This is a genomic window from Nocardioides lentus (assembly GCF_039529515.1).
In the GTDB taxonomy this organism is placed as follows: domain Bacteria; phylum Actinomycetota; class Actinomycetes; order Propionibacteriales; family Nocardioidaceae; genus Nocardioides; species Nocardioides lentus.
Genome location: NZ_BAAAMY010000004.1, coordinates 110,408 through 134,649 on the forward strand (window position 1 = coordinate 110,408; position 24,242 = coordinate 134,649).

The following is a 24,242-nucleotide window of genomic DNA, read 5'->3' on the forward strand; positions in this document are numbered from 1 at the left end:
GCCGGGCGCTCAGCCGACGCGCTCGCGCAGCACGAGCGGCATGCCGCCGCGGGGGTGGATCGCAGCGCCGATCTCGTACGGCGGGCGCACCCAGCCGGGCGGCACCTCGACCCGGAAGCGGCTCAGCAGTCGCGCCAGGACCACGACCATCTCGCCCAGCGCGAGCTCGCGTCCGATGCACAGCCGCGGGCCGTCGCCGAAGGGCACGTACGCCGGGTGGCGCGTCGAGCGACCGAGGAAGCGGCTCGGGTCGAACCGCAGCGGGTCGGGCCAGTGCTGCGGGCGCCGCTGGAGCACGTAGGGGCTGATGATGACGAGCGTGCCGGCACCGAACTCCCGCCCGGCGAGGGTGACGGGCTCCCGGGCGCGACGCGACAGCACCCAGGCCGGCGGGTACAGGCGCAGGGCCTCGTCGATCGCGGCCCGCGTCCACGGGAGGGCCTGCGCGCCGCCGATCAGCGGGGGCGGCCCCGGCAGCGCGGCGACCTCGGTCGCCACCTGCTCCTGGACCTCGGGGTGCTCGGCCAGCAGCATCAGGGTCCACGTCAGGGCGGCCGCGACGGTCTCGTGGCCGGCGACGACCATGGTCGCCAGCTCGTCGCCGACCTCGGAGTCGGTCAGCCCGGCGTCGAGCAGCAGCCCCAGCAGGTCCTCGCCGTACGACGGGCCGCCGCGCGCGTCGGTGGCCGCGCGACGCTCGTCGATGATCGTCGCCGTGGTCGCGGTGAGCCGGCGGCGCGCGCCGCGGAGCCGGAGGTGGGCGGGCGTCGGCACCCACCGGGGGAGCGGGACCATGGACTGCCCGTAGCGGACGATGGCGTCGGAGCCGGCGCTGGAGGCCCGCAGGACGGACCGCGCGTGGCCCGAGAGGTCCTGGGAGAACAGCAGGCGGCCCACGACGTCGAGCCCGATCCGGTGGGTGAGCGCGGCGACGTCGACGGTCTCCCCGGCCGCGACCCGTGGGTCGTCGGCGCCCAGGTGGGTTGCGATCGCGTCGTCCGCCGCAGCGGCGACGTCGGCACCGAGCGCCTGGAGGCGCTCGTGGTGGAAGGCCGGGGCGGCCGCGCGTCGGCGCGTGATCCAGGCGGGCTGGTCGGAGGCCAGCAGGCCCGGACCGACGACCTCGGTCAGCGCGGCCCACTGGCGGGTGTCCTTCGTCCACGAGCGGGACGCCGTGCGCAGCACGCGGGTGACGTCCTCGGGGTCGTTGAGCAGGAGCGCGGGCGGCCCCGGCACCGGGAAGGCGACGACGTCGCCGTGGCGGTCGGTGACCCGGGTGAGGAACGCGATCGGGTCACGACGGATCCCCGCCACGGCGCGGAGCATGTCCCCGCCGCTCGGACCGGGGACCGCCGGCCTCGCCGGGGGCGGGGCTGTGCGACTCATCAGACCTCCGCACGATCCGGGTGGTGGAGCCACCCAGTCTCGCCCACGACCGGGGACGCGTCGGCCCTGGGTGGCCTCAGGCCACCAGGTCGCGCAGCATCCGGTCGGAGGCGCGCAGCGCGTCGACGTCGTACGTCGAGGTGCTGGCCAGCAGCTCGTCGGCGCCGGTGCGCTCCACCAGCTGCTCGAGCCGGCGCCGCACGAGCGCCGGACCTCCGGCGAGGGCCCGGTCGAGCGACCGCTCCACGCGGGCGCGCACCTGAGCGGGCCACGGCTGGTCGCGGATGGTCGCCACCGGCTGCAGCGGGCCGAACTCCCCGGTCCGGCGCGCCTGGGCCGCCGCCCACGCCTCCGGCAGGGCGAGCTCGCGGGCGCCGGCGTCGTCGTCGGCCACGGTGACGTCGAGGGAGATCGTCACCGACGGCGCACTGCCCTCCCACGGCCGGAACGTGCGGCGGTAGTCCGCCAGCGACCGGGCCGTCTCCTCGGAGGCGAGGTCCGGGCCGCCGAGAACCACCGGCAGGCCCAGCCGGGCCGCGACCTCGACGCCGTGCCGCACGGCGAGCACGTGCATCGGCACGCCGCCCGCCACGGCCGGCCGCGCCGTGACCTCGCCGGTGCCGGCCAGCAGGCCGCGCAGCTCGACCAGGTCGGTCTCGAAGTCGGACGCCTCCTGGTCCTCGCGGCGCAGGGCCCGTCGTACCGGCGGGGTGAAGCCGAGCGAGCGGCCCAGGCCGAGGTCGACCCGGCCCGGGTGGAGGGCCTCGAGCAGCAGGAACTGCTCGGCCACCACCAGGGGCTGGTGGAGCGGCAGCATCACGCCGCCGGAGCCGATCCGCAGGCGGCTCGTGCGCGCCCCGACCGCCGCCAGCAGCACGGGCGGGGCGCCGGATGCGATGCCCGGCACCGCGTGGTGCTCCGCCACCCAGAAGCGGTCGTACCCCGCCGCCTCGGCGTGCACGGCCCGGTCGACGGTCGCGGCGACGGCCGCCGCGTCGGACTCCCCGGCACGGGTGCGGGTGCGGTCGAGCAGGGACAGCCTCACGCCCCCGTCAACGACGGTCGGCCACGCGACCTTCCCCGGTGGCCGCGCGCTTCACCGGCCGGTGCGGGCTCACCACGTGGCTGTGCCGACCTGCCGACGGTCACCGGGGGTCACGGGTCGGGCAGGCAGACCGCGAAGGTCGCGCCGCCGCCGGGGGTCTCCCGCAGCTCGAGACGACCGCCCATCTCGGTGACCAGGCGGTGGCTGGTGGCGAGTCCGAGCCCGCGACCGCCGTCGTGGGCCACGGTGGCCCCGGCACCGGTGTGGACGCCGGGTCCGCCCCGCTCGCGGGGCGCGAAGATGCGGTGCCGGTCCGCGGGGGCCACGCCGGGGCCGTGGTCCACCACCAGGACCTCCCCGTGCCCGCCGGCCTGCTGCCACCGCAGCTCGATGCGGGGGTCGGTGGGCCCGGCGTACCGGGCGGCGTTGGCGAGCAGGTTCTGCAGCACGAGGCGCAGCCCCACCGGTCGGCAGCAGACGAGGGCGTCGGTCGGGTCCACCCGGACCTCGAGGGCGTCCAGCTCGTGCCCCAGGTCCTCCACGGCCTCGGCGGCCACCGGGCGCCAGGACGTGGCGCGCAGCTCCTCGCCGCCGGTCAGCCGGGGCTCGGCGAGCAGGTGCGAGATGGTCGCGGTCATGCGCTCGGCCGAACGGCGGGCCCGGCCGAGGAGGTCGCGCGTGCCGAACGCCTCGCCCGTCGAAGCGGGGAAGAGGGCCTCCTGCTGCTCCTCGAGCATCTCGAGGGCCATCCGCACCGTGGCCAGCGGGCCACGCAGGTCGTGGCTGACCGTCGCGGTGAAGTCGACGAGCCGGGCGTTCGCCTCCTCCAGCCGGCGCGCGGAGGCCCGCCACCGCCGCGACTGCAGCTCGAGCTCGAGCACGTCGGTCACATGGTCGGCGAGCAGCGTCAGCAGGACGCGGTGCTGGTCCAGCAGCTCGCGCGGGCTGTCGTCGAACAGGCACAGGGTCCCGATCGCGACGTTCCCGGGGGTGGTCAGCTGGAAGCTGGCGTAGAACCGCACCGCGGTGGGACCGGTCACCCAGACGTTGTCGGCGAACCGGGCGTCGGTACGGGCGTCGGCGAGGACGACCGGCTCCGGCTCGTCCACCACCAGGGCGCACATCGACTCCGAGCGCGGCGAGACCCCGCCGGTGAAGCCGACGGCCTCCACCTGGTGCTGCTCGTCCTCAGTGAGGAGGTTGATGACCGCCATCGGCACCCCCGACGCCGTGGCGGCCAGGGCGACCAGCCCTCGGATCTCGGCACGCGAGGGGTGGTGCTCGTCGAGCAGGTCGTAGGTGCGCAGGGCGCGCTGGCGCCGCGCCTCGCCCTCGTCCCGGCCGGTGTCGTCCACCTCGCCCACCACGCGTCCCCCATGCCTGCCCTCGACGTGCCCGAGGAGCACGACCTCGCAGTGCCCGCGGCCACTGTAGGCGAGCGCGCGGCACCGCGGCTCCCGGTGAGGTCAGGCGTCGCCGGCGGACGCAGCCGCGGGCACGGGCCCGTGGCGGTGCCGGGCCCAGGCCCCCCACACCCCGACCACCGCCGCGAGCGCGGCGAGCACCCCCAGCGCGACCAGCGGGGCGAGCAGCGCGACGGCCCCGGCCCCGGCGGCGCCCGGCACGACCCGCTGGGCGCCGAGGACCACGGCCACGGTCGCGGCGACCACGCCCAGGGCGATGCTCGCCTGGGTCAGGGCGAGCCGCCACCGCTCACGGCTGCTGCGGCCCTGCACGGTGCGGACGACCTCGAGCAGCGGCATGGACAGCGCCAGCACCACGTAGAACAGGCCGCCGAGGCCGGTGCCCGGCATCCCGGCGTTCATCAGTGCCCCTTCTCGTAGACCTGCAGCGGCCGGCGCAGGAGCACCTCGGTGACCAGCGCCTCCAGCATGGCGACGCCGTTGACGATCCGCAGCACCAGGAACGCCGGGATCGACAGCAACGCGCGCCCGACCTCGCCGCGGCGTCGGGCGGCGAGGAGCACCGGCACGAGCACGGCCGGCACGTCGACGACGTAGGCGAGCAGGACCCAGGGGGTCACGAGGACGGCCAGCAACGGCAGCACCACCAGGTAGACCAGCGATGCCACCACGGCGTCGACCATCGCGACCGCCACCGCGGTGCCGAGGAACGGCAGCCGCACGACGCCCTGCCAGTGCAGCGCGACGTTCTGCACGAAGCCGTGGGACCACCGCTTCAGCTGCGTGCGCATGAAGGCGAGGTCGTGGGGCTCGATCGGGTAGCAGACCGCCTCCGGCACGAACCGCACCCGCTGACCGGCCTGGTGGAAGGTCCAGGTCAGGTCCATGTCCTCGGCGCGGGTGCGCTCCGACCAGCCGCCCGCGGCGCGCAGGGCGTCGGTGCGGTAGGCCGAGAAGCAGCCCGAGGAGATCAGCGGCGCGCCGAAGTGGTCCTGCGTCGGCTTGTAGAAGGTGAACGACAGCAGGTACTCGACGTAGCGGCCGCGCTCCCACGTGCTGCGCACGTGGCGCGGCACCACGAACCCGCACGCGGCGACCACGGACTCGTCGGCCGCGAGCGGCGCCATCAGGAGCTCGACGGCGTCCGGCGCGAGGGTGGTGTCGGCGTCGATGGCCATGACGTAGCGGGTCTCGACGAGCGCCAGCGCGACGTTCTGCGCGCCGGCCTTCGAGCCCGTGTTGGCGTCGGGACGCAGCACCTGGGCGCCCGCGGCGCGCGCGAGGTCACCGGTGCCGTCGGTGGAGAAGTCGTCCACGACGACCACCCGCGCCGGGGGCGTGCTCTGCCCCAGGATGCTGCGGACGGTGTCGGCGATGGACTCGGCCTCGTCGTAGGCCGGCACGATCACGGTCAGGTCGTCGGCCGGCGTCGCGCGGCGGTGCGCGGGCGTCGGTCGCGGCGCGGTCGCGGCGGTCGGTTCCGGCGCGGTCGCGACCTGCTGGTCGGGCGTCACCCGGTGGCTCCCCTCGGTCGGCGGTCGGTCGAGGGGCCGCGGCGCGACCCCGGGACGGACCTGCCGCGTGGGGGACGATCCGTTACGTCGGGAGCGACCGACGCGCCACGAGGACCTCGCGACCGCGCGCGGAGTCGGCGAAGCGCTCGATCATCGCGCGCAGCTCGTCGGAGGGGACGCTCGCGCCGAACGGCTCGGTCCCGGGCTCGAGGCGGACCCCGTCGGCGAGGCGCCCGGCCTCGACGGGGTCGAAGCCGAGGTCGTCGACGAGCCGCGCGACGACGGCGACGTCCTCCGGGTCGTCCCCGGCGACGGCGATGGCCTTGCGGTCGGGCGCGCCGGAGGGGCGGGGGCTCTCGTCGAGGTCGTGGTAGCCCATGTGGTTGAAGGCCTTGACCACGCGCGAGCCCGACAGGTGGCGCTGGACGATCTCGCTGGACGACGTGCGGGGGTCGCGGAGGTCGTCCCGCTCGCCGTCGACCTCCCACCAGAAGTTCATGGCGTCGACGACCAGCAGCCCCTCGAGGCTCTCGGCGGGGACGCTCGTGTGCTTGCCCAGCGGCAGGGCCAGCACCACCACGTCGCTGCCCGCGGCCACCTCCTCGCCGGAGACCGCCCGGGCGCCGGGCGCGAGGACCTCGATCGTCAGCGCGATCCTCTCGGCCGGTCCGGAGCCGGCGACCAGGACGTCGTACCCCGCAGCGGCCGCGAGGCGCGCGAGCACGGTGCCGACCTTGCCGGCCCCCAGGATCCCCAGCCGCGTCCGCGCGGTGTCGGTGTCGTTCACGCGGGAACGGTAGCCGCGCCCAGGTGCGCGCGGACGGCGGACGCCATCTCGGGCGCGGCCTCGAGCGGCGTGAAGTGGCCCACGCCGTCGAGCACCCGCACGTCGGCAGCCGGCAGCAGCTCGCTCGCCGAGTCGGCGTGCTCCGGCGGGAAGAGCGGGTCCTCCGCACCCCACAGGACGGTCGCCGGCACCTCGACCGGCGTCGGCGCGGGCCCACCCTCGGCCAGCGCGAGCGCGGCGTACAGGGTCGAGGAGCCGGAGCGGTACCAGCCCAGCGAGGTCCTGAACGCCCCCGGACGGGCGAAGTCCTCGACGAGCGCGTCCTCGAGGGCGGCCTCGGGCCGTGAGCCCCAGTGCGACCAGAAGTGCTCCAGGTAGGTGCGCACCGCGGCGGGGTCGCCGTCGACCAGCCGCGCGCTCAGCTCGAGCTGGTGGAAGTCCTGGTACCAGTACTCCGCCCGGCGACGCGGGTCGAGCACGGCCGGCGCGAGCGCCGAGGGACCGAGCAGGTTGCCCGTGACGACCGCCCGGACGCGGTCCGGCACGGCGCGGGCCAGCGCGACGGCCGTGGTCACGCCCACGTCGTAGCCGACGACGACGACCGGGTCGAGCGAGAGCCCGTCGAGGACCTCGACGAGCGCGGCCACCAGGTGGTCGCGGTCGAAGTCGGAGGCCGGCCGCGCGGCGTCCTCCGGCGAGAAGGACCGGCCGAAACCCGGCAGGTGCGGCACCACCACGTCGGCGACGTCGGTCAGCAGCGGCGTCAGCAGCCGGTAGTCCGAGGCGCCACCCGGCCAGCCGTGCAGGCACAGCACGGGACCTCCCGACCCGCTCCGCTCGAGTGCCAGCATCGGTCCTCCTGGTGTCGGGCGTGGTGTCGGGCGCCCGGTCGGCGACGTCGCGTCCAGCCTAGGAGGACGTGGGCCGCCGTGGTCTCCTGGTGCGGTGAGCGAGGGACCCGGGGAGCTCGTGGAGTACGACGCCCCGCTGGAGCTGCTGGTGTGGGGCCGCCACGTCTACACGGTCCTCTACCTCGACGACCTGCTCGTGGACGCCGTCGCGCGGGAGCGGACCCGCCGCGTGGAGGGCCACCTCGACGACGTCCCGGTCAACCTGGGCGTCAACCGTGCCGACGTCGTCGACCGGCCCTTCCTGTACGCCGGGGTCGCGCTGCGGCGCCGGCTCGGAGCGGGGGCCGGGCACGTGGTCGCGTGCCGCTTGCGTCCCGCGGACCCCGACCACGTGCCGGTGCCCGACGACGTCAGGACCGCCCTCGAGGCCACCGGCCGTCTCCATGACTTCGAGGGTCAGCGCCCCGCAGCCCGCCGGCGCCTGCTGCAGCCCGTCGAGGACGCGGTCCAGGACGCGACGCGCGCACGGAGGATCGCGGCGCTCGTGCGCTCGGTCGCATCCCCGTAGTGAGGCCGCGAGGGCGGCGCTCTACCTCGCCTCGGACGGCTCGGCCATGGTCACGTCGGTGACCTTCTCCGTCGACGGCGGCCTCGCCGGCTGAGACCCCCGTAGGTCGACGTCCAGCACGCCGACGAGGTTGCCGAAGCCCGCGGCGACCACGTCGGCGTGACGAGCGGGGCAGCGGAACAGCGCGGTGAAGACCTGCCCGGCGACGTCCAGGTCGAGCTCGAGGAGGGCCACGCGCCGGCGGTGCAGGAGCGAGACCGTCCGCAGCGGCAGCGCCCGGTCGTCGTCCGGAGCCGGCCGCGCGAGTCGGTGGCACGGCAGGTCGGCCTGGTCGGCGGGTGCGACGTGCACGGGGGACTCCTCCAGGGATGGGCGTCCCGGGCTCCGGCAACGGAGAACCCCCGGACGCCGGAGCGTGACCGGGGGTGCGCAGGCCGCGGGGCGGCCCGCGCTGGACGATGATGATCGGGGTCGGGGCGGTGATCACGGCCCCGACGATCCGCGATCGGCCGCGCACGGGCGGGGCGCCGGGTGGCCGGGCAGGGTGCCGCGCCGGGGCCCCGGCGGCGGCGAGTCCTCCGTCAGCGCCGTGGAAGGTTGCGTGGTCGGGGCGTACGGTGAGGCCGTCTCGTCGTGGGGCGGGGTGGTGGACTTCTCGGGCAGGGGCTGGGGAGGCGCTGTGCAGCAGGATCCGCCGACACGTGTCGCCGTCATCGACGACCACGTCCTCTTCGCCGAGGCGCTGCGGCTCGCGCTCCAGGTCGCGGGTCTCGACGTCGTCCACCTCGGGGCCGGGACCGACGGCCCGGGGCTGCCGGCCCTGGTCGTCGAGGTGACCCGGGCGCGACCGGACGTCCTCATGCTCGACCTGGACCTGGGCGACGGTGGCGACGGAGCCCGGCTCGTCGGCCCCTTCACCGCGGCCGGGGTGTCGGTCCTGGTGGTCACCGCCACGGAGAACCGCGAGCGCTGGGGGCAGTGCCTCCACCTCGGTGCGGTCGGCGTGCTGGTCAAGACCAGCCCCCTGCAGGCGATCGTCGCCGCCGTCGACGACGTGCGCCGCGGGCGACCCGTGCTGGCCGAGGCCGAGCGGCTCGAGCTGATGCGGACCTGGCGCGAGGCGACGGAGCGGCGTCGTCGTCGGCTGGGGGACTTCGCGCGGCTGACGCGGCGCGAGCGCGAGGTCCTCCTCGAGCTCGCTCACGGCCGACGGATCCAGCAGATCGCGGCGAGCGCGGTCGTCGCCGAGTCGACCGTGCGGTCGCAGGTGAAGTCGATCCTGGCCAAGCTGGGCGTCACGTCGCAGCTGGCGGCCGTGAGCCTGGCGCACGAGACGGGGTGGGCGGAGTCCGCCGCGTCGGATCCGACGGGACGGCCGCCGCGGTGAGCGCGTCCCCCGGATGGGGGAACTTCCCCCCGCCGGGGCAGACAGCGGCGGTCGGGCGCGCGCACCATGGGCGGATGCCGCTCGCGTGGGGCCCGGGGGCCCCCTCGTCGTTCCCGTCGTTGCGCCCGCGGGCCCGGACGTCGCTCCTCCTGGTGGGCGTGGTGGGCTGCTTCGCCCTGGGGGTCGTGGCGGTCGCCTTCGCCCCGGCGGACAGCGACGTGGCGAGCTGGTGGCCCGCCGCCGGCGTGGCCACGGGCGTGCTGCTGCTGGGCCGGCGGTGGACGGCCCTGGTCGGGGCGATCGGCCTGGCGACGACGGCGGCCAACCTGGTCGCGGGCCGCGAGCTGCCTGTGGCCGTCGCCTTCGGCGTGGCCAACGCCGCCGAGGCCCTCCTCGTCGCCTGGATCCTGACCCGGGGACGCCGCGAGCCCGCTCGACTCGAGGACCTGCACGACGCCCTGCGGCTGCTCGTGGCGACCGCGGCCGGGGCCGTGCTGCTGGGCGGGCTGGCCGGGCTCATCGTGCGGTTCCTCCTCGACGGTCCCTTCGTGGCGACCGTGCGGTCGACCATGGCGTCGCACTCGGCCTCGCAGCTGGTCCTCCTGCCGGTCCTCCTCCTGCTGCCCACGGTCGCGGCTCGTGTGCGCACCGCTCCCGGGAGCCTCCCCGAGGGGGTCGCGCAGTGCGGGCTCCTGGCGGTCTCCGTCGGGGTCGTGTTCGCCCCCGGTCAGACGTGGCCCACGGCGTTCACCGTGTTCCCGCTGCTGGCGTGGGCCGCGCTGCGGCTGCCGCCCGTGGTGGCGGCCGTCGAGGTGCTCGGGTGCGCGGTCGCGGTCTCGGTGCTGACCGCCGAGGGCGCCGGGCCGTTCGGCGCCGAGCTCGTCCGCGGCAGCTCCCCGGCCGAGGTCGGTGCCCTGGTCCAGGCGTTCCTGACCGCCATGGCCCTGGTGGCGCTCCCGCTGGCGCTCTCGGCGGACCAGCGCCGGCGGTCGGCGGCGGCGCTGGCCGATCAGTCGCGCCTGACGGACGCGGTGCTCGACAGCGAGGCCGCACAGGTCGTCGTCCTGGACGGTGAGCTCCGGGTCGAACGGGCGAACGCGGCGGCCGTCGCCGCCGCGGGGGAGGGGTGCCGACCCGGCAGGTCCCTCTGGGAGTGCGGCCTGCTCGGACGGACCGTCGAGGAGACCCGCGACCTGCTCGAGCGGTGCTGCGGGGCGCCCGGCGGCCTGGAGCACACGACCCGCGACGCCGGCACCTTCCGGACCGTGCTCTGGTCAGGGCGCCGCATGGTCGTCCCGGGACGCGGGGTGGGCTACGTGCTGACGGGCCTGGACGTGACCGGCCACCGGACGTCGCAGAGCTTCCTCGGCCAGGTGCTCGAGGCCACCCGGGGGACGCTGCTGGCCGGTGTCGACACCGGGGGCCGCGTGACCTACTGGAACGCCGGCGCGCAGCACCTGCTCGGGCACCGCGCGGAGACGGTCATCGGGCGGCCGCTGGCGGACCTCGTCGTGCCCCTCCCCGCGGGCGGCCCGCGTCCCGCCGGCGCCTCCCCGCACTCGTTCGAGGCGGATCGGCTGGGACCCGAGGGGCGCGTCGACTGGCAGATGCTCGCGGCCGACGGGACGACGCGTGTCGTGTCGGTGACCGTCGACGTGATGACCGCGCCCGACGGGCAGCCGATGGGGTACGTCGCGGTCGGCAAGGACGTGTCCGGACGGCGGCTCGAGGAGCAGCGACTGGCGGCCGCGCTGGAGCGCGAGCGGCAGTCGACCGAGCGGCTCGCGGAGGTCAGCGCGATCAAGAGCGACCTGATCGCCTCCGTCAGCCACGAGCTGCGGACACCGCTGACGAACGTGCTGGGCTTCGCCGAGCTGCTGGTCCGTGACGACGCGCTGGACGCTCCGCACCGGCACTGGGTCGAGCGGATCCGGCAGAACGGCCTCGACCTGCGCAGCCTGATCGAGGACCTCCTGCTCATGTCGCGCGTCGAGTCGGAGGCACCCGCGGCCGCCCACGGGTCCGTCGACCTCACGTCGCTGGTCGAGAGGGTGGTTGCGCGCGCCCGGCAGCAGGTCGTCGAGGACTGCCGGGTGGCGGGCCGTGCGGTGTCGGCGGTCGTGGCGGTGTCGAGGACGGCGGGCCCGCTCCCGGTGCTGGGCGATGCGACCCAGCTCGAGCGCGCGCTGTGGAACGTCGTCACGAACGCGGTCAAGTACTCCCCGGAGGGCGGTGTGGTCGACGTGCGGTGCGAGCGGGTCGGCGACGAGGTGGTGGTGACGGTCCGGGACCAGGGGATCGGGATGGCGCCCGGGGAGCTCGAGCGCGCCTTCGAACCCTTCTTCCGCGGCCACCGGGCGCGTGAGTCGGGCATCGGCGGCTCCGGGCTGGGCCTCGGCATCGTCCGCTCGGTCGTCGAGGCGCACGGGGGCCGCGCCGCCGCCGCCGCCCGACCGGGCGGGGGCCTGGTCGTGACCCTCGGGCTGCCCGCGGCGTGGGTGCGGGAGGCGTCTCAGGAGGAGCGCCGACGCAGCGACACGGCCACCGCGTCGAGCAGGGCCGTGGCGCTGAACGGCTTGACGAGGTAGTCGTCGGCCCCGGCGGCCCGTCCCGCGGCGACGTCGTCGGGGTGTGCGCGGGCGGTGAGCAGGACGATCGGCACGGCCTCGGTCGCCGGGGTCCGGCGCAGCGTGCGGGCGACGTCGAGGCCGTCGAGGTCGGGCAGGGCGACGTCGAGCAGGACCAGGTCGGGCACCGCCTCGGCGCACCGGCGCAGCGCCGTCCGGCCGTCGTGACCGACCTCCACGTCGTACCCCTCGGAGGTGAGGAGCACGGTCACGATCTCGCAGATGTCGCGGTTGTCGTCGACGACGAGGACGGTGGTCATCCCACCGCACCGGGCTCGAGCTCGGGTCGGCGAGCGACGTCGACGAGGCCGTCGAGCTGCGTGAGGATCCCCGCGGCCTGACCGACCTCGTCGTCGATGCGCCGGCACAGCTCCGGCACGCCGAGTCCGGGGGCCGCGTCGCTGACGGGTCCGGCGACCCGTCCCACCACGGACGCGGTGAGCCGGATCGCGGCCAGGACGTTGCCGAGCTCGTGCAGCAGCGCCCGGGCCTCGCGGGCGGGGAGGCTGAGCGGGCGCGGACGGCGATCGATCAGCGCGAGTCGGACGCGGAGGTCGTGCGGCCTGATCGGGCGGAGGAGCAGGTCGTCGACGCCGAGCCGGAGGGTCTGGCTCGCCCGGTCGAACCGTGACCCGTCGCTCAGGTCGTCCGGGTGGAGGAGCAGCAGCAGGCGGGCGGGGGCGAGCTCGGCCACACGGGACGCCTGGCGGAGGGCGCCGGCCGGCAGGTCGTCGAGCGAGAGGACGGCGACGTCGCGCTGCCCGGGGGGGTCCGCGTCCGCCGTGCCCGGCGGCGGCAGCGGCGCGAGCTGCCAGCCCTCCGCGAGCCCGGCGGCCTCGGCCGCCCACCAGAGGGCGGGTTCGGCGGCGAGGAACAGCCGCAGGAGTCGAGGTGCGCCTGCGGTGGAGGGCCCAGCGGTCACGGTCACTCCTCGGGGGGTCTGGTGCGCGGGCGCCGCCGGCACCGGGACGGCCACGGTACTCCGGCCAGGGCCACGACCGGCCCCGCTCGCAGCGCATCGGGGGGGGGCTGCTGCGGGTCCACCATGGGGATGGACGGCGGGGCCGGCCGGGCCGTCTCGGTCACGTCATGCGACGTGGTGCGCGGTGCGGCTGTGCCTCACCGGACGGGTGGGTTCCGCGCGGTGGGGGGCGAGGAAGCCGGCCCTGATCCGCGCGCCGGGGCCGAGGAGGTCCTCGGTGCTCTGCTGCAGCAGGCGTCGCAGGAGGCGGCGCTCCGTCTCGGTGGCGACGCCGGAGCCCGTCCGGGACAGCACGTCGAGGTAGACCCCGGCGGTCTCCGGGCCGGGCTCGACGCCGAGCTCGTCCCGGATCCGCTCGCGGAAGTCGGCGTAGACCTGGAGCGCCCGCCCGCGGTCCCCCCCGGCCGCGTGCGCCCGCAGCAGCGCGCGGCACGCCCGCTCCGACAGCGGGGTGCACGCCAGCGCCCGCTCGGCGAGACGCGCCGCCTCGTGGTGACGGTCCCGCTCGAGCGCCGACTCGGCCGCGGCCGCACAGCTCTCGGTGAGCCGGTGGGCGAGCTCGTCGGCGGCCGCCCGGGCCCACGGGGCGTACGGCGAGCTGGCGAGCAGCGGTTCGGAGGTGATGGCCAGGACCTTGGTCATGCGGGCCACGACGTCCTCCGTCCGCGGCGGGCCCATCAGTCGGCGCGCGGTGTCGACGTCGACGACGAGGCGCTCGGAGAGCCGGTAGGCGTCATGCTCCGTGACCAGGAGGTCGCGGGGCAGGCCGACGGCCACCATCTCGCGGCGCACGACGCACACGTGGCTCTCGAGGGTCCGCAGCGCGGTGACCGGGGGTCGGCCCTCCCAGAGCGCGTCGGCCAGCCGGTCCTTGCTCACCGGGCTCGGGTGGTGCCAGGCCAGGACCTCGAGCAGCTGCCGCTGCTTGGTCCCCGACCACGGGGTGACCGTGCCGCTCGCCGTCTCGACCCGGGTCCGACCGAAGATGTTCAGGACCGTCATGGTGGCTCCTCCCTCGTCACCCCCGAGTCTTCCCACGCGCGCGTCGGCGGGCATCTGCCGACCGGGGGAGACGCGGCCGCTCCCCGTCCCCCACGTGGGGGACGGGGAGCGACACCGGCGGTACGACGTGGCTCAGCGCGTCGTCAGGACCACCGTCCGGTCCGTCAGCGGGTTGCCGGCGGCGTCGTGGATCGCGTCCCCCCCTCCGGTCAGCACCAGCCGGTACTGCGTGGTCGGCAGCAGCGGCGGCACGGGGTCGACCAGCAGGGATCGCCGGTTGGCGGAGAGGGTCAACGTGGTGGGCGTCTCGACCCCCGCCGCCGTCACCAGCCGCACCGAGGTCGGGGACACGCCGTCGACGGCCTCGCTGAAGGTCACCCGTGGCGACGCGCCACGCGAGACGCCGACCGTGCCGTCGACGGGGCTGGTGGCGGTGACCGTCGGCGGCGTGGTGTCGGCGGGCGTCACGGGCCCCGTCATCGCGGAGAACGGGCTGGTGCCGGAGCCGCTCACGGCGTACGCCTGGAAGGTGTAGGCCGTGCCGTTCACGAGGCTTCTCACGACGACGTCGGAGCCGAGGTCGGTGTAGCCCAGGGCGGTGCGCTGGTAGACGCCCCCCACGTAGACCCGCACGCGGTACTCGGTGGTCGGTGCGGCGTCGGGTCGCGAGGCCCCCGCGGCGAGCCGCAGGGTGGCGAGACGGTCGCCGGCGGTGACCGAGGTGATGCTCGGCGCGGCCGGCAGCGGGGCCAGCGGTAGCACCGGGCCCACGGTGTTCGAGGTCGAGCTCGTCCCGAACGCACTGCGCGCGACCATCCGGAACGACACCGGCACCCCGGCGGTCAGCGCCGTGACCCGCACCGAGGTGGCGGTCAACGGGACCCGTCTCACCGTGCGGAGCACCGACCCGTCCGCGGCGAGGACCTCCAGGTCCAGCACGGACGTCGCGGGGTCGACACCGGTGAAGGCGACGGCGACCCGTTCGGGCCCCGGCGTGGTCGCGCCGAGGACCGGGGCGGCCGGGGGCGCGATCAGCACGGTCTGGTCCGCGAACCGCAGCCGCTCCATCCCGCGCAGCGTGTCCGTGCCGGTCCCGACACCGGGACCGGTGTCGGCGACGGTCACGGTCGAGCCGTCGGCGCCGACGGTCACCGTGTACTGCGCACGCGGACCGGGGTACACCGCGGTGTCGGTCTCCGACCCGTGGGGGGTCGTCGAGATCTCCCGGACGCTGACCACGCGGCCCGGGTCGACGTCGCCGTCCATGATCGCCTTCTGCAGCGTCTCGCCGCTGGTCTGGGGCCCGAAGCCCCCGCTCAGGGCCCGGCCCTCGATCCGGTCGGTGGTGCCGATCTCGGTGGCCGGGTCCGCGGGGTCGGTCCGCACGCTCAGCCGGACCTGCAGGTGGCGGTCGCCGTCGATGACGTCGTCACCCCCCCGGCCCTCGATGAGGTCGCTGCCGGCGCCGCCGAGCAGGATGTCGCCCTCGCCCCACACGGGCCCGCTCAGGGGGCACGCCCCCGCGGCGCTGCCGGCCACCACCGGCGCGAGGTCCTGGGTCAGGGGCGGCAGTAGCGGGTCGAGGCCGGCGATCCTGTCCACCCCGGCCCGGTCGAGCGCGTTGCACCCGGTGAAGCCACCACCGCCGACCTCGCGGTGGACGTCCTCGGTGCCGCGGATCGTGTCGTCGAAGGCCGAGCCCGAGTCACCCTCCACCTCCTGCCAGCGGTCGCGGTTGACGACCACCGGCTGCGGCAGACCGTCGAGGAAGTTGTTGACGCTCATGTCGTCGTCGGCCCCGACCGTGTCGTACTGGTGGATGGCCCAGTCGAAACCGCCGGCGCCCGCGTTGCGGTCGACCGCGGCGTTCTGGGCCATGACGTCGTCGCCGCCCTCGGCGTCGTAGTCGTTCTCCCCGGCCTGGCCGAGGAAGACGTCGTGGCCGGGGGTCGGCTCGCCCGGGTCGTCGAAGAAGGGCGCCCCGTGGTCGCCGATGAGCAGGTCCTGGCCGGTACCGCCCTGGATCCAGTCGTCACCCGCGTCGCCGAAGGCGACGTCGCCACCGGTGCCGGCCATGATCAGGTCGTCTCCGTTGCCGCCGAACTCCTCGTTGTCGTTGGTGCCGCCGCTGAGGAGGTCCTGGCCGTCGCCGCCCATCACGATGTCGTCACCGGGTCCGGCCTCGACGGCGTCGTCGCCCGGACCGCCCTTCGGCACGTCGGCCCCGCCGACGTCGGTGATGACGTCGTCGCCGTCGCCCCCGAGGGCGACGTCGTCACCGCCGCCGCCGTCGACGCGGTCGGCGCCGTCGTCGCCCCAGACGGTGTCGTTGTCGTTGCCGCCGTACACGCGGTCGACGCCGGGCGTCCCCTGGTAGACGGCCTGGCCGTTGATGCCGGGCGGGTCGACGGCGTTGGTCGAGCGGTACTGCAGCGTGCCGTCGGGGCGGCGCAGCAGCAGGGCGTTCTCGTCGCACTGCGAACCCGGGTCGTCGGTGACGCTCGCGCCGGAGGAGGCGTAGCCGGCGGGGGTGCCGGCCAGGTTGCCGAGGGCGAACCGACAGTCGGCCGTGGCGAACACGTCGGACTTGAGGGCCGTCGTGCCCTCGGTGTTCCGCTGGATGAGCTCGGCGAACGAGTTGCCCTCGAGCTGGGCCCGCAGGTTCAGGCCGGGCGTCCGGTGCAGGTAGTAGAAGCGGTCGGCGTCCTGCAGCAGCTCCATCTGCGTCTGGAAGACGTGGTTGAAGGTGCTGCCCAGCAGACCACCGAACACGTTGGTGTTCTCGGCCAGGCCGCCGACCCACAGGTCGACGTCGTCGAGCCCGGTGCTCGGCCGTCCCCCGACGTCCGACCAGTCACGACAGCCCGCGTCCGGCGCGTCGCAGCCGACCAGGTCGCGCCCGTCGGTCCCGAACAGGAACGCCGCGGCGTCGGCGGGCACGGCGGTCGGGTCGGTGGTGGGCTCCGCGGTCGGGTCGACCAGGGCCTTGGCCGCGGTCCGCCGACCGGAGACCGAGGACGCCGCGAGGATGCTCGGGTGGCGTCCGTAGGCCGCGACCAGGTTGACCAGGGTCTCGGGGTGCCTCAGGGCCTGTCCGAGCTCGGCCCAGCTCCCGTACGGCGTGAGCTGGGAGTCCCCGGTCTCCGCGTGCACGGTCCGCCGGAACTGGTTCAGCGACGGCACCCCGGCGTCGCGGGCGCGGGCGATGTTGAGTGTCGCGAGGTCGAGCGGGAGGCCCACCAGGTTGTTGCGGAGGGTCTCCGTGACGAACTCGTCGATCTCGTTGCCGACCTGGTCCGACGAGCCGAGGAAGATGCTGCCGGCGGCCTCCTCGGGGGTCAGGATGCCCGCGCTGCCGCCCTCCTGGTAGGCGATCGGGTTGAGGAACGCCGTGAGCAGGGGCAGCGAGCTGTCCGAGCCGTCGGCGTTGCGTCGGGCGACGTCGTCGTCGAGCATCGAGTGCCCGAACCGGTAGACGGCGTGCGCGAACTCCGCCACGGTCGCCGGGTCCACGTCGGGGGTGTAGACGCGGAACGGGTGGATGGCCGGCTGCACCTTGCGGCCGAACTCCTCGAAGACCAGGTGCTGGTACTCCATCTCGTTGACGAACCGGGCGGCCTGGAACAGCCGGTCGCCGTAGGTGAAGGTGCGCTGGGAGGGGTCGGACGCGGTCGGGTCGACCGCGTGGAAGGCGGTCGAGAGCGCGGCGTTGCCCGACTGGGCCAGCGTGCGCTCGATGTCGGCGACCAGGCGGTCGTGCTCGGAGTGGAAGACCTGGTGGACGGCCGAGAGGGCGATGTTCTCGTTCACCCGACCGTCGCCCGCGGCGAAGTGGGCGTCGAGCATCTCGTCGTCGTAGGTGCCGGCGGGTTGCCCCGACCCGGTCGACGACGGGGTGTCGTCGGGGTCGGGTGTCGGGGCGACCGCCGGCGTGCTCGGGTCGCGGTCGACGTCGCGCGGGGACGGGTCGGCGTGGTGGGCGATGTCGGTCAGGAACGGGACGTGGAAGCGCTCGACGTCGGTCGGCGGCGCGACCGGGTCGGCCAGGTCGCCCTCGACGAGGCTGCCGTCGGCCCGGACGTACTGGGGGAGGCCGTTCGGGCCGGGGACGAACTGGCCGTAGGGGTCGGTGGCCAGCAGCGGCACGTCGGTCGCGTCGGCGTCGGAGAGCCGCAGGCCGAGGACCTCGGCCGCCTGCTTCTTGGTGGACGCCCACGTCGCCAGACCGGAGCGGCCGTCCGGGCTGCCCGGGTAGGTCTCCCCGGAGCCGAGCCCGCCGAGCAGCCGCCCCGTGGCCACCGGGTGGTCGCCGTCGAGGCGGTACTCACGCAGGAAGACCTGGTGGGAGGGGTGCGAGGTGTAGGTCTGGCTCTGGTCGACCCACGGCGAGTCCGTGTTCTCGGCGTCCGTCACGTCGTCCGCCGACTCGTCGGCCTCCGTGGTGAGGTCGTCGCCGACCACGCCGTCCGGCCCGGGCTGGTTCAGGGCACGGTCCAGGACCATGAAGGCCCGCGAGGCGGGCACCTCGTCACCGGTGCCGGGCTTGCGGTCGGGACCGACCGTGCGCAGCGGGTCGTCGGCCGCGAGCGGCACGACGACCGTGCCGCCGCCCTTGACCGTCTGGTCGACGCCGTGGTCGAAGAACTGGCCGAAGAAGGTGAACACGGAGTTGAACGGCGGGGACAGCCCCACGTCGGTGGTGACGTTGGGGATCGGGAGGGTCTGGTTCGACGGGACGCAGCCGGCGGGGACACCGACGACGGGGTCGGGCGCCAGGGGGTCCGGATCCGTGGTGCAGGGGAACGCGCCGGGATTCCCCTGCGTGCGCACCGGGAACCCGGCCGCCGACACGGCGGCGGGGTTGGACGAGGTCTGGTCGACCACGAGGTTCGAGACCAGGCGCGGCTCCGCGTCGTACACGAAGCCCTTCTTCTGGGTGTAGCTGGAGCCGGCCTGCGCGGGGAAGCCGGGAGGCGCCCCCTGCGCGTCGCGGAACCTCGCCGGTGTCACCCGCGGGAAGGCCCGGTGGGCGGCGCCGAAGCCCTCGCGGCCGCCGAAGAGGTTGTTGCACGTGCCGTCGACGGTGCGCAGCCCGAGCCCGGCCAGACGGTCCGGCACCTGGTTCGGCGCGCTCCCCACGAGCGTGCCGCACGGGTTGCTGGCGGTCCGGGTCGCCGCGTGCCGCTCGGCGATGCGGATCTGCTTCAGGATGAACGACAGGTCACCGGCGGTGACCGTGAAGCCCTGCCCGGGCGCGGCGGCGGCCGTGGCGGGGCTCGTGGCGGGGCCGGTGAGGACGACGGTGAGCGACGCCGCCACCAGGCCCAGGAGGGCTGACGCGCGGGCCAGACGGCCCGTCGCGGGTGGGTGCTGGGGATGCATGGGGTTCTCCCGTGCCGGCCCGCCGGGTGCGGGCGTACGACGCCATTCCTGACGGGTCGACGTTGTGGTCGCGTTGTGACGGAGCACCGACCGGCCCCCGCGACCGCAGGGTTCCCACAACACGCCTCGGTGAGGGTCGACCCGACCGCCCACCACGGAGGAGCCCATGCCCGTCAACCGACGCGACCTGCTGTCGATGGCCCTGCTCGGCGGGGCGGCCGTCGCCCTGCCGCTCGAGGCGAGCCTGAGGCCGGTCGCCCTGCGTCACCGTCTCGCGGCCTCGGCCCTGCCGGCACCGTTCAGCGCGCCGCTCGGCGTCCCCCCGGTCCTGGCCCCGGTGCGGCAGGACGCCGACACCGACTACTACCGCGTGACGATGCGGGAGTCGACCACCGAGGTCGTCCCCGGGTTGCGCAGCCCGGTCTGGGGCTACGAGGGCATCGCCCCCGGTCCGACGATCCGGGCCGTGCAGGGGCGCAAGGTCGTCGCGCGGTTCGTCAACGAGCTGCCGGCGACCCATCCGCAGTGGGGCTACGCCCCGTGGACGTCGGTCCACCTCCACGGCTCGGCCTCGCTGCCGCAGCACGACGGCTACGCCAGCGACATCACCAACCCCGGCCAGTACAAGGACTACCGCTACCCGAACTGGCAACCGGCGCGGACCCTCTGGTACCACGACCACGGCGCCCACCACACGGCGGAGAACGTCTACATGGGGCTCGCCGGGCTCTACCTGCTCACCGATCCGCTCGAGCAGTCGCTGCCGTTGCCGAAGGGCGAGTTCGACGTGCCCCTCGTCGTGACCGACCACATGTTCACCACCGACGGCGTGCCGCTGCTGAACATCGTCGAGGGCAAGGGGGCGTGGGGCGACGTGGTCGCGGTCAACGGTCGCGCCTGGCCGGTCCTGCGGGTCAAGCGGCGCAAGTACCGCTTCCGGATCCTCAACGCCTCGATCTCCCGGTCCTACCGGTGGTCGTTCTCCGACGGCACCCCCATGACCGTCGTCGCCACCGACGCCGGGCTGGTGCCGAGCCCGACGGTGGTCCGGGACTTCCGCCACAGCTCGGCCGAGCGGTACGAGGTGGTCGTCGACTTCTCGCGCCACCGGCCCGGCCAGCGGGTCGTCCTGCGCAACATCTCCCCGCCCAAGAACGTCGACTACGCCCGCACCGGCACCGTGATGGCGTTCGACGTGGTCGACGACCCCTTCCCGACGACCGACAACGCCGTCCCCGACGTGCTCTTCCCCGAGCAGCCCGCGATGAACGTCCCGGAGGGGGCCGCGCTCCGGACCCGGCGCTTCCGGCTCCACCGGCAGAACGGGTTGTGGAAGATCAACGGCACGACCTGGGACGACGTGGTCCGCAGCGGCTTCCGCAAGGTCCTGGCGGACCCGCGGCTCGACGACGTCGAGGTCTGGGAGCTCGTCAACGAGTCCGGGGGCTGGTTCCACCCGGTGCACATCCACTTCGTGGACTTCCGCGTCCTGAGCCGTAACGGCCTCCCGCCGGCCCCGCACGAGTGCGGCGGCAAGGACGTCGTCTACCTCGGCCCGGCGGAGACCGTCCGCGTGCTCGTGAAGTTCGAGCGCGGCCGGGGCCGCTACATGATGCACTGCCACAACCTGGTCCACGAGGACCACGACATGATGGCCCAGTTCGAGATCGTCGACCCGGCCGTCCCCGCCCCGGACCCGCTCTCGGAGCCGTCCTCCTGGTTGCCGGCAGGTGAGCTGTGAGCGCCCGGCTGGCCCCCTCGGACCCGTCCGGGGCGGGCGCGGACCGTCGGCCCGCCACGCCACACCCGGTGGCGGTCGCGGGCGCGGTGGCCGCGTTCGCCGTCGCCGGTCTCCTGCACCTCGTGGTGGCGCCGGAGCACCTGCACGAGGTGCCGCTCCTCGGGATCGGCATGGTCCTCACGGCCGTCGTGCAGCTCGCCGCGGCGACGGCGGCGGTCCGGTCCGGCCGGCCCTGGCCGGTGCTGGCGGTCGGGGCGCTGGTCACGGTGGCCGCGATCGCGTTCTACGCGCTGACCCGCACCGTCGACCTGCCGCTGATGCCCGGTGGCCACGCCCACGACGGGGCGGCCATGTCCGCCTCCGTGCCCGGGGCCGTCGGGGACGGCGTGCCCCGGCTCCCCGGGTCGCGCACCGAGGGCGTGGGCCTGCTGGACGCCGTGTGCGTCGCGGCCGAGCTGGTCGCCGTCGTGGCCGCCTCCGCGCTGCTCCCCGGCCGGGTGGGCGCGCTGGTCGCGAGGACGTCCCTGGTGGCGGCCCTCGCGGTGGTCGCCTGGCGGGTCCTCCTGGGCTGAGCCGTGGCCACCCGGACCTCACACGGCCGGGTCGGGGTCGTGCTCCGGCTCGTACTCCGGGGGGTACGTCGGGCCGGCGCGGTCGACGGCGTGCTCCGGGTCGGGCACCAGCTCGGCCTCCTCGCCCGTGTCGGTCCACCTCACCAGGTAGGGCGGACGCCCGTCGTGACCGTGCACGTCCAGCACGAGCGCGTCGCGCACCGTGCCGCTGGTGCGGTCCCGGACGAGGATCCGGTCGCCGTGGTGGACGTGCATGGTTCCGCTCCTCCGCGTGGCTGTCCCGCGACGCTACGCAGGGCGGCCCGGGTCCCGGCAGGGACCTTGGGCCCCCGACGACGGGTCCGGCGGCCGTCCCTCGTCCCGGGCCGACCGGACCGACAGGGCGACCCGCACCGCGGCCTCGCAGGCGACGGCCCGCCCCCGCTCGTCCAGGCCCGGCAGGGCCCGCAGGGCGCGGTCGACCCGCGCCACCAGGGCGAGCACCTGACCGGGCGGGACCTCCCCGGCGTACTCCCGGACCAGCCGGGCCCCGGCGCGGCGCAGGGGGCGTGAGGCCCGGTCGTGGGTCGACACCGGCTGCTCCGCCGCGCGGCCGGCCACCGGGTCGGCCAGGAGACTCATGAGGGTCCGCCGGCGACGCCGGGCACGACGAGGACGGCCGTGTGAGCCCGTTCCAGCACGGCCAGGGCGGTCGACACGTGCCAGCTCCGGTGGTCGGCCTCCGAGCGACCGACCACGAGCAGCGCGTCGGCACCGAGACCCTCGGGGAGGCAGACGTCGACGAGGCCCCGCCGGAGCTCGGGCGTGACCCGGACGTCCGGGTACTTCTCCTGCAGGCCGGCCAGTGTCTCGGCGAGCAGCAGCCGCAGGTCCGTGGTGTCGTCGGCGGCCCGGGGCGGGACCGCGCCGTGGCCGTGGAGGGCCGCGTCGACGTCCCAGAAGCAGTGGACGACCCGGAGCGGCGCCCGCCAGAGCGCGGCCTGTCGGAAGGCGGCCTCGACCGCGGCCCGTGATCCGCCCGTCGCGTCGCAGCCGACGACCACCTGGCCGATCCCCCGCACCGGGTCGCCGTCGGCCGCGGGATCCCGTGGGGGCCGGCGGGAGACGATCACGGGACAGTGCGCACGGCGGGCCACGGTCGCGCTCACCGAGCCCAGCACCGGCGACCGCAGCGGGCCGCGGCCGCGCGACCCCAGCACCAGGACGTGCGCGACCCGCGACAGCTCGAGCAGGGTCGCCCGCGCGTCCGCCTCGACGGTCGCCGTCGCGCAGGTCACGTCGGGGGCCACGTGCTCGGCGAGGACCACGGCCTCCGCGAGGAGGCCGCGGGCCCCCTCGCGGACCGCCTCCGACAGTCGCTCCTGGTCGACCCCGGCCATCAGGGCCCAGGCGGGGTCGCGCAGCAGCGTGGACGGGTCGGCGCCGTGCACGAGGGCGAGCGGACGGCGCTCGCGCGACGCGAGCTCGGCGGCCAGCACCACGGCCCGACGCGAGTCGCGCGAGCCGTCGACGCCCGCCACCACGGACCCGGGTCGGACGCTGGGGATCTGCATGTCGCCAGCCTGGGCGTGCCCGGGCGCCGTCGGCACGGGCCGAGATCCCGTGGTCCCGGGACCAAAGGCCGGGTCGTGCCCGGTCCGGTGCGCCGTCAGCCACCGGTGCGGCCGACGGGCCGCAGCACCTGCGTCGAGGGCAGCCGTGGGGGCGACGGCTCGGGCGGCCGGCCGATCGGCCGCCACCCGACCCGGAGGAGGAGGTGGGGCTCGAACCGGTCCTCGACGACGTGGCGACGCAACGCCGCCCTCGTGCCGGGGACCTCGACGACCTCGCTCAGGGGGACCAGCGCCAGGTCGTCCCGCTGCGCACGCAGCCACGCACGCCCGAGGGCGACACCCGAGACGAGCCAGGCGTCGACGTCGTCGCGCGGGCCGCCCAGCACCACCAGCGGGTCACCCGCCCGGAGCGTGGTCCGTCCCTCGGGGGGTCGGGACCCCCGCGACCGGTGCGGTGCGGTCCGACGGGCCTCCCCGAGGAGGGTCCGTGCCCACCAGTGGCTCCGCGCCGACCCGACGGTGAGCGCGCACGCGCCGCCCGATCGTGCCTCGTCGACCAGTCGGTCGAGCCTCCCCGGTGGGACGGGCCACCCGGTGAGCCTGCGCCGGTCGGTACGTCTCGCGAGGAGGGCGAGCACCGCGGCGAGGTCCTCGGCCCCGCGGTGACGGGGGACGCCGGTGATGCGGGCCATCGGGGTGGAGCCGGGGCCGTCCGGCAGCAGCGTGGTCACCGGTTCGAGGGCGCAGGCGCGCAACCCCACCTGCGCGTGGTGGAGGGACACGCCGCAGCTCAGCACCAGGCCCCGGCCGTCGGGGTCCCAGCGGGGGAGAGCCCGCTCGGTGACCGCGTGCAGCTCCAGGTGGGAGGGGCCCACGACCCAGCACCAGGGCTGGGAGTTCCCGAGGCTGGGCGCCCGCAGGGCGACGGTCGCGGCCCACCACAGCCGGCGGTCGCGGGGTCCCGCCCTCATGTCGACGGGGGACCGCTGGTCCGGTCGCGCCGCCGCCGGGCACCGCGGCGTCGGAGGTCGACGCGGCTCAGCAGGCCCACCACGTGGCCGCCGAGGTCGACGACGGGCAGGTCGCGCACGCCCGCGGTCGCCGTCCGCGCGGCGGCGGTCCCCACGTCGTCGGTGGGCCTCGCCCACACGGGATCGCGGACCATCACCTCGGCGACGACGCGGGCCCGGGTCGGTTCGTCGAGGACCGGCCCGGAGCAGGCCCGTCCCGCGGTCGGCACGACCGTCGCGGCGAGGTCGGCCACGCTCACCACGCCGACGACCCGGTGGTCGGAGTCCACCACGGGCAGGCTCGAGAGTCCGTGGAGGGCGAGCAGCTCGACCGCCGCCGTCACCGTGGCGTCGACGCGCGTCGTCGCCACCGGGGCCGTCATCACCTCGCGGACCAGCACGCGGACCACC

22 protein-coding genes are annotated in these 24,242 nt (G+C 75.7%); 5 read left to right on the forward strand and 17 right to left on the reverse strand.

What is annotated here, in order from left to right; genetic code table 11:
- Positions 1–9: 9 nt before the first annotated feature.
- The 7 genes from ABD158_RS07320 to ABD158_RS07350 form a co-directional block, all read right to left on the reverse strand.
- Entirely contained in the window at positions 10–1,326 is a 1,317-nt protein-coding gene (locus ABD158_RS07320) for a cytochrome P450 (protein ID WP_344005653.1), read from the reverse strand.
- 136 nt (positions 1,327–1,462) lie between these two features.
- Entirely contained in the window at positions 1,463–2,431 is a 969-nt protein-coding gene (locus ABD158_RS07325) for an MsnO8 family LLM class oxidoreductase (protein ID WP_344005655.1), read from the reverse strand.
- Between the two features lie 110 nt (positions 2,432–2,541).
- The gene (locus ABD158_RS07330) at positions 2,542–3,798 is read right to left on the reverse strand and encodes a GAF domain-containing sensor histidine kinase (RefSeq protein ID WP_344005657.1); all 1,257 of its coding nucleotides are present in this window, start codon (positions 3,796–3,798) and stop codon (positions 2,542–2,544) included.
- A 99-nt stretch (positions 3,799–3,897) separates the two neighbouring features.
- Positions 3,898–4,257, reverse strand: coding sequence for a hypothetical protein (locus ABD158_RS07335; protein WP_344005659.1), 360 nt, complete (start codon positions 4,255–4,257; stop codon positions 3,898–3,900).
- Complete coding sequence (locus ABD158_RS07340) at positions 4,257–5,369, reverse strand: glycosyltransferase family 2 protein (RefSeq protein ID WP_344005661.1); 1,113 nt, start codon at positions 5,367–5,369, stop codon at positions 4,257–4,259. The genes ABD158_RS07335 and ABD158_RS07340 overlap by 1 nt, the downstream gene beginning before the upstream one ends.
- A gap of 82 nt (positions 5,370–5,451) precedes the next feature.
- Positions 5,452–6,156 (reverse strand): NADPH-dependent F420 reductase, encoded by a 705-nt coding sequence (locus ABD158_RS07345; RefSeq protein ID WP_344005663.1) that lies wholly within the window; start codon positions 6,154–6,156, stop codon positions 5,452–5,454.
- Positions 6,153–7,007, reverse strand: coding sequence for an alpha/beta fold hydrolase (locus ABD158_RS07350; protein WP_344005665.1), 855 nt, complete (start codon positions 7,005–7,007; stop codon positions 6,153–6,155). Before ABD158_RS07350 ends, ABD158_RS07345 begins: the two co-directional genes overlap by 4 nt.
- 94 nt (positions 7,008–7,101) lie before the next feature.
- Here ABD158_RS07350 and ABD158_RS07355 point away from each other — a divergent pair, with 94 nt between their 5' ends.
- A complete protein-coding gene (locus ABD158_RS07355) occupies positions 7,102–7,575 on the forward strand; it encodes a YdeI/OmpD-associated family protein (RefSeq protein WP_344005667.1) in 474 nt (157 codons plus the stop codon).
- A 21-nt stretch (positions 7,576–7,596) separates the two neighbouring features.
- Here the strand turns inward: ABD158_RS07355 and ABD158_RS07360 are convergent, their stop codons facing one another.
- Positions 7,597–7,926 carry a hypothetical protein gene (locus ABD158_RS07360; RefSeq protein ID WP_344005669.1) on the reverse strand — a complete coding sequence of 110 codons (330 nt, stop codon included), beginning with the start codon at positions 7,924–7,926 and terminating at the stop codon, positions 7,597–7,599.
- A gap of 328 nt (positions 7,927–8,254) precedes the next feature.
- Here ABD158_RS07360 and ABD158_RS07365 point away from each other — a divergent pair, with 328 nt between their 5' ends.
- Complete coding sequence (locus ABD158_RS07365) at positions 8,255–8,962, forward strand: response regulator transcription factor (RefSeq protein WP_344005671.1); 708 nt, start codon at positions 8,255–8,257, stop codon at positions 8,960–8,962.
- A gap of 74 nt (positions 8,963–9,036) precedes the next feature.
- On the forward strand, positions 9,037–11,550 hold the full coding sequence (locus tag ABD158_RS07370; protein ID WP_344005673.1) for a sensor histidine kinase: 2,514 nt from the start codon (positions 9,037–9,039) through the stop codon (positions 11,548–11,550).
- Here the strand turns inward: ABD158_RS07370 and ABD158_RS07375 are convergent.
- From ABD158_RS07375 to ABD158_RS07390, 4 genes are all read right to left on the reverse strand, one after another.
- Positions 11,475–11,849, reverse strand: coding sequence for a response regulator (locus ABD158_RS07375; protein ID WP_344005675.1), 375 nt, complete (start codon positions 11,847–11,849; stop codon positions 11,475–11,477). The genes ABD158_RS07370 and ABD158_RS07375 overlap by 76 nt on opposite strands.
- Positions 11,846–12,511: a hypothetical protein gene (locus tag ABD158_RS07380; protein ID WP_344005677.1), complete on the reverse strand. Its 666-nt coding sequence runs from the start codon at positions 12,509–12,511 to the stop codon at positions 11,846–11,848. The genes ABD158_RS07375 and ABD158_RS07380 overlap by 4 nt, the downstream gene beginning before the upstream one ends.
- A gap of 165 nt (positions 12,512–12,676) precedes the next feature.
- Positions 12,677–13,573, reverse strand: a complete 897-nt coding sequence (locus ABD158_RS07385; RefSeq protein WP_344005679.1) for an AfsR/SARP family transcriptional regulator — start codon at positions 13,571–13,573, stop codon at positions 12,677–12,679.
- Between the two features lie 132 nt (positions 13,574–13,705).
- A complete protein-coding gene (locus ABD158_RS07390) occupies positions 13,706–18,955 on the reverse strand; it encodes a peroxidase family protein (protein WP_344005681.1) in 5,250 nt (1,749 codons plus the stop codon).
- 166 nt (positions 18,956–19,121) lie between these two features.
- On the opposite strand from ABD158_RS07390, the gene ABD158_RS07395 reads away from it, so the two are divergent.
- Positions 19,122–20,696 (forward strand): multicopper oxidase family protein, encoded by a 1,575-nt coding sequence (locus tag ABD158_RS07395; protein ID WP_344005683.1) that lies wholly within the window; start codon positions 19,122–19,124, stop codon positions 20,694–20,696.
- On the forward strand, positions 20,693–21,268 hold the full coding sequence (locus ABD158_RS07400; RefSeq protein WP_344005684.1) for a hypothetical protein: 576 nt from the start codon (positions 20,693–20,695) through the stop codon (positions 21,266–21,268). The genes ABD158_RS07395 and ABD158_RS07400 overlap by 4 nt, the downstream gene beginning before the upstream one ends.
- 18 nt (positions 21,269–21,286) lie before the next feature.
- On the opposite strand, the gene ABD158_RS07405 is transcribed toward ABD158_RS07400, so the two are convergent.
- The 5 genes from ABD158_RS07405 to ABD158_RS07425 form a co-directional block, all read right to left on the reverse strand.
- A complete protein-coding gene (locus tag ABD158_RS07405) occupies positions 21,287–21,523 on the reverse strand; it encodes a DUF1918 domain-containing protein (RefSeq protein WP_344005686.1) in 237 nt (78 codons plus the stop codon).
- A 33-nt stretch (positions 21,524–21,556) separates the two neighbouring features.
- Complete coding sequence (locus ABD158_RS07410; protein ID WP_344005688.1) at positions 21,557–21,889, reverse strand: hypothetical protein; 333 nt, start codon at positions 21,887–21,889, stop codon at positions 21,557–21,559.
- Positions 21,886–22,821, reverse strand: a complete 936-nt coding sequence (locus ABD158_RS07415) for a universal stress protein (RefSeq protein WP_344005690.1) — start codon at positions 22,819–22,821, stop codon at positions 21,886–21,888. The genes ABD158_RS07410 and ABD158_RS07415 overlap by 4 nt, the downstream gene beginning before the upstream one ends.
- Before the next feature lie 95 nt (positions 22,822–22,916).
- Complete coding sequence (locus ABD158_RS07420; protein ID WP_344005692.1) at positions 22,917–23,792, reverse strand: nitroreductase family protein; 876 nt, start codon at positions 23,790–23,792, stop codon at positions 22,917–22,919.
- A complete protein-coding gene (locus ABD158_RS07425) occupies positions 23,789–24,232 on the reverse strand; it encodes a CBS domain-containing protein (RefSeq protein ID WP_344005694.1) in 444 nt (147 codons plus the stop codon). The genes ABD158_RS07420 and ABD158_RS07425 overlap by 4 nt, the downstream gene beginning before the upstream one ends.
- Between the last annotated feature and the right edge of the window lie 10 nt (positions 24,233–24,242).

What these genes read in the sequence shown, in the direction of transcription:
- ABD158_RS07320 (WP_344005653.1), bottom strand. Translation starts at nt 1,326, where the DNA reads ATGCTCCGCGCCGTGGCGGGGATCCGTCGTGACCCGATCGCGTTCCTC.
- ABD158_RS07385 (WP_344005679.1), bottom strand. Translation starts at nt 13,573, where the DNA reads ATGACGGTCCTGAACATCTTCGGTCGGACCCGGGTCGAGACGGCGAGC.
- ABD158_RS07390 (WP_344005681.1), bottom strand. Translation starts at nt 18,955, where the DNA reads ATGCATCCCCAGCACCCACCCGCGACGGGCCGTCTGGCCCGCGCGTCA.
- ABD158_RS07395 (WP_344005683.1), top strand. Translation starts at nt 19,122, where the DNA reads ATGCCCGTCAACCGACGCGACCTGCTGTCGATGGCCCTGCTCGGCGGG.
- ABD158_RS07405 (WP_344005686.1), bottom strand. Translation starts at nt 21,523, where the DNA reads ATGCACGTCCACCACGGCGACCGGATCCTCGTCCGGGACCGCACCAGC.
- ABD158_RS07410 (WP_344005688.1), bottom strand. Translation starts at nt 21,889, where the DNA reads ATGAGTCTCCTGGCCGACCCGGTGGCCGGCCGCGCGGCGGAGCAGCCG.
- ABD158_RS07420 (WP_344005692.1), bottom strand. Translation starts at nt 23,792, where the DNA reads ATGAGGGCGGGACCCCGCGACCGCCGGCTGTGGTGGGCCGCGACCGTC.
- ABD158_RS07335 (WP_344005659.1), bottom strand. Translation starts at nt 4,257, where the DNA reads ATGAACGCCGGGATGCCGGGCACCGGCCTCGGCGGCCTGTTCTACGTG.
- ABD158_RS07350 (WP_344005665.1), bottom strand. Translation starts at nt 7,007, where the DNA reads ATGCTGGCACTCGAGCGGAGCGGGTCGGGAGGTCCCGTGCTGTGCCTG.
- ABD158_RS07415 (WP_344005690.1), bottom strand. Translation starts at nt 22,821, where the DNA reads ATGCAGATCCCCAGCGTCCGACCCGGGTCCGTGGTGGCGGGCGTCGAC.
- ABD158_RS07375 (WP_344005675.1), bottom strand. Translation starts at nt 11,849, where the DNA reads ATGACCACCGTCCTCGTCGTCGACGACAACCGCGACATCTGCGAGATC.
- ABD158_RS07370 (WP_344005673.1), top strand. Translation starts at nt 9,037, where the DNA reads ATGCCGCTCGCGTGGGGCCCGGGGGCCCCCTCGTCGTTCCCGTCGTTG.